Origin of the sequence: Kitasatospora sp. NPDC056531 (assembly GCF_042794375.1) — a bacterium.
In the GTDB taxonomy this organism is placed as follows: domain Bacteria; phylum Actinomycetota; class Actinomycetes; order Streptomycetales; family Streptomycetaceae; genus Kitasatospora.
Window position 1 is genome coordinate 1 of record NZ_JBHTTU010000251.1, and the last position, 3,331, is coordinate 3,331.

The following is a 3,331-nucleotide window of genomic DNA, read 5'->3' on the forward strand; positions in this document are numbered from 1 at the left end:
GGCCGGACTTCCTCAACCGCCTCGGCAGAGACGATCACGTCGCTCATCAGGTGTTCTTCCTTGATCGGGAGTTACACCGAAGACCGTACAGACCCGACCGATTGAGGACATAGGGGACGGTCTTGCCGGTGTCCTCGAAGCCGAACCGCCGGTAGAAGGCCAGCGCACGCTCGTTGCTCTCGTGCACGCCCAGGGTCAACCAGCGTATGTCGGTGTGGTCCTGGGCGTAGCGGATGCTCGCCTTCAACAGGTCGGCAGCGGGGCCGGCAGGGCCACGGTACGTCGGGGAGACGTAGACCGAGTGGACGTGAACGTGATCGGGGACGTCCGGGAGAGGCGCGACCCCGGCGATCCCGACCCAGTTTCCGGCTTCGTCGGCGGCGATGAAGGTGGCGCCCTCCTCGGAGGTGGCCTCGACGGCGGCCCGCTGCTGCCAGACGTCGTCGGGGAGAGTGGCGGCGTCGTCGTAGGAGGAGCTGAAGGCTGTTGGTGAATCGCGTAGCGCCTCCAGCCTGATCGTGCGGAGTTCCCGCCACTCGGTGCTGGTCATCCGGCGTATGAAGTAGTGCATAGGTCCGATTTTCGCAGGGGGTGGCATCGCCACTGGGATGGATGAGAAGCCGTTGTCGTACCGATCGCGGGGGCTTGTCGATCGAACGGGAGTCTTGCTCGGGTGATCGCGGTCGGTGCCGGGCATGCGAAAGTCCAGTCGGCCTGACGGGCGATCTTCCACGCTTTGACCGGGAACCGTCGCGGCTGCTCATTGATCGCCAGCGGTAAGCGGACGGTCCGGTACCCGGCTACTTGGGCCTCTCCATTGCCGTGGCGCTGGCACAGACGGGGCGGGTGCGGGCGGCATAGGAGCGGGCGGCCACGATGAGGCCGAAGCCCAGACCACCGAATGCCAGGCCGCCGAACTCGGCAAACCAGATGATCCCCGAGCTGGTGGTGAACGGCGGGTCCGGCTTGATCTTGGGCAGCACACCGGCAGCCATGAGCGGGGCCATGATGAGGATGGCGGCCCCGTACATCGCCAGTGGGATACCGGTCAGCCAGGCTGGAATCAAGGGCAGCAGGCGCGGGACCCGTCGTCCGGACAAGAACAGCGTCCAGCGGGGGAACACCTGCCCCCACACGTACAGCAACCCCAGCAGCAGGAAGATCCCGACCAGCGCGGCCAGCACGGTCACGTCGATCCCCGCCGACGCGGTTGCCTGCGCCGGCCCCGACGCGCTGGCGACCGACGTCCGCTGCCAGTCATCGCCCGCGACGCCGAGCGCGTTGCCGCCCAGCGTCCAGATGGTCTTGGCTCCCGCCCACGGCAGAAGTCCGCACATGAGCAGGTACACCGAGACGCGGGTCCGCCCCGGGGCTCGGGAGGCGGCTGGGCGGGCAAGCGGGCCGTCGCTGGCGCCGGCGTGCGGCCGCCCGCATCGCGGGCAGTCGCCGTGCAGCCGTCGGCGGTACGACAAACCGACGAGGAGCAGAAGGGCGGCACCGGCCGTGTTCAGCAGCACCTGGGCCAGCCCGGTGGCACTCTCGATCCCCGAGGCCGTCGCAATGGTCACGAAGTAGATCGGCAGGCCATTCGTCCCCACGACGAACACCGGGAGCGCCACGACCAGCGCCGTCGCCACCATAACCCGGCCAGGCCTGGCGAGAGTTCGGGTGCTGGCCAGGCATGCGCCGCCGGCCAGGAGCGCGAGGGCCGCCAGGAAGAGCTGGACCCCCGGCGCGTACGCGGAGTGCTCCTTCCATTGCACGGTGGTGCCCGTCACCGCCCAAGTGACCTCGACAGCGGCGTACAACACGCCCCACACCGCAGCGACCATGGGCGCCCACACAGGCCACCGCCGCCACCACAACATCCACCCCGGGCTTGCGGTCGGCGGCTTAGGAACGCCACCTACCTCCGAGTTCGCAGGAACAACCACCGTGACCCCCGTATATCCGGATTGCCGACGCTCCAAGATTCCGCGTCACCGGCGCTGATCACATCCATCCCACGGATCATCCGGCTTCCCCCGCGCGGGGGAGGCCGGATCGTGAGTGTCAGCCCGGCCGGAGGATTACGGTGCGGTGCGCCGACCGTTGTCGTAACGATCAGGGCGCTTGCCGATCGGACGGGAATCTCGATCGGGTGATCGTGGGCCAGCGGCGGCATAGAGGCAGGGCCTCCTGCACAGTTCGGGGATTGTCGAAGTCCTACCGAGCAACAGAGAGGCCTGTTCATCAGGGTTGCGGCCGCGGCGCCCGGGTCGACTCTACTCAGCTGCACGAGCCGAACGGTGCCGTGCTGCTGGACGCGGCCGGGTGTCGGCGGAGGTTGGTGACCTTCGCCGACTGCTGCCGCAGGCGCTGGATCTCGTCGTGCTGCGCGGCCAGCCGGGAGATGGCCAACTCCTTGAAGGCGGTCAGCTCGGCGACGGTCTCGTCACGTCTGGTGAGGCGCTCTTTCAGCTCGGCGACTTGGGTCTTGAGCCGTTCGATCTGGGCGGCCCGCGGATCGGCGACGTGTCCGGCCGCCTGCAGAGCTCGGAGACGCCGCTCGAACTCTTCGGCGAGGTGCTGGTAGGGGCCGGGACGCCTCGTGCCGTCGCGGTTCTGCTTCGCGTAGAACGCGGTGCGGGTCACGCCGGCCTGGGCGGCCAGCGTTTTCAGGTCGCATCCGCCGCCGGGCGGAATGTCACCGCTCAGCAGCCGGTCCATGGCCGCGCGGATGGCGTCTTCGTTGCGGGCTCGGGTCTGCGCGCTGATGCGTGCCATGTTGGGTCGTTCTCCTTTCACATGCTGGCGTCGATGGCGGCCAGCACCTTCATGTCCCGGTCCAGGGCGGTCTGGAGGCGGGTCCTTTCGGTCTTGTGGTTGCGGCTGATCGAGCCGATGAACACCTGCTTGGCCTGGACGCTCTCGGCCCAGACGGGGCGGTGGCAGGGATGGTGGGTTGCCTGCGGGTGAGGTTCCCCCGAGGTGCGGAAGGTTGCCGGACATGGCCTGATTGGCCGTGAGAAGGGAGCCTCTGCCATGGCTGCACCGATGAAGTACCCGCCCGAGTTGCGGCAGCGAGCTGTTGCCGCATACCGGGCTGCCGATCCGAAGCCTGTGATCCGTCAGATGGCCCGCGACCTCGGGGTTCACCACGAGGCCCTGCGGAACTGGATCCGTCAGGACGAGGCGGACCGGGGTGAGCGCGACGACCGGCTCACCACCACCGAGAAGGAGGAACTGGCCGCTCCGCGCAAGGAGAACGCCGAGCTCCGCCGGTCCTGCGAGATCCTCAAGGCCGCCTCGGCTTTTTTCGCCCAGGAGCTCGACCCGACCCGGCGACGGT

General features: G+C 68.4%; 4 protein-coding genes. 1 reads left to right on the forward strand and 3 read right to left on the reverse strand.

Annotated elements, in window-relative coordinates; all coding sequences use genetic code 11:
• Positions 1–46 precede the first annotated feature (46 nt).
• From ACFQ87_RS45155 to ACFQ87_RS45165, 3 genes are all read right to left on the reverse strand, one after another.
• Positions 47–571, reverse strand: a complete 525-nt coding sequence (locus ACFQ87_RS45155; RefSeq protein WP_380616868.1) for a GNAT family N-acetyltransferase — start codon at positions 569–571, stop codon at positions 47–49.
• A 229-nt stretch (positions 572–800) separates the two neighbouring features.
• Positions 801–1,778, reverse strand: coding sequence for a hypothetical protein (locus ACFQ87_RS45160; protein ID WP_380616869.1), 978 nt, complete (start codon positions 1,776–1,778; stop codon positions 801–803).
• Positions 1,779–2,268: 490 nt separating this feature from the next.
• Positions 2,269–2,766, reverse strand: a complete 498-nt coding sequence (locus ACFQ87_RS45165) for a hypothetical protein (protein WP_380616870.1) — start codon at positions 2,764–2,766, stop codon at positions 2,269–2,271.
• A gap of 258 nt (positions 2,767–3,024) precedes the next feature.
• Here ACFQ87_RS45165 and ACFQ87_RS45170 point away from each other — a divergent pair.
• The coding region (locus tag ACFQ87_RS45170) for a transposase (protein ID WP_380616871.1) at positions 3,025–3,331 on the forward strand (307 nt) is incomplete at its 3' end.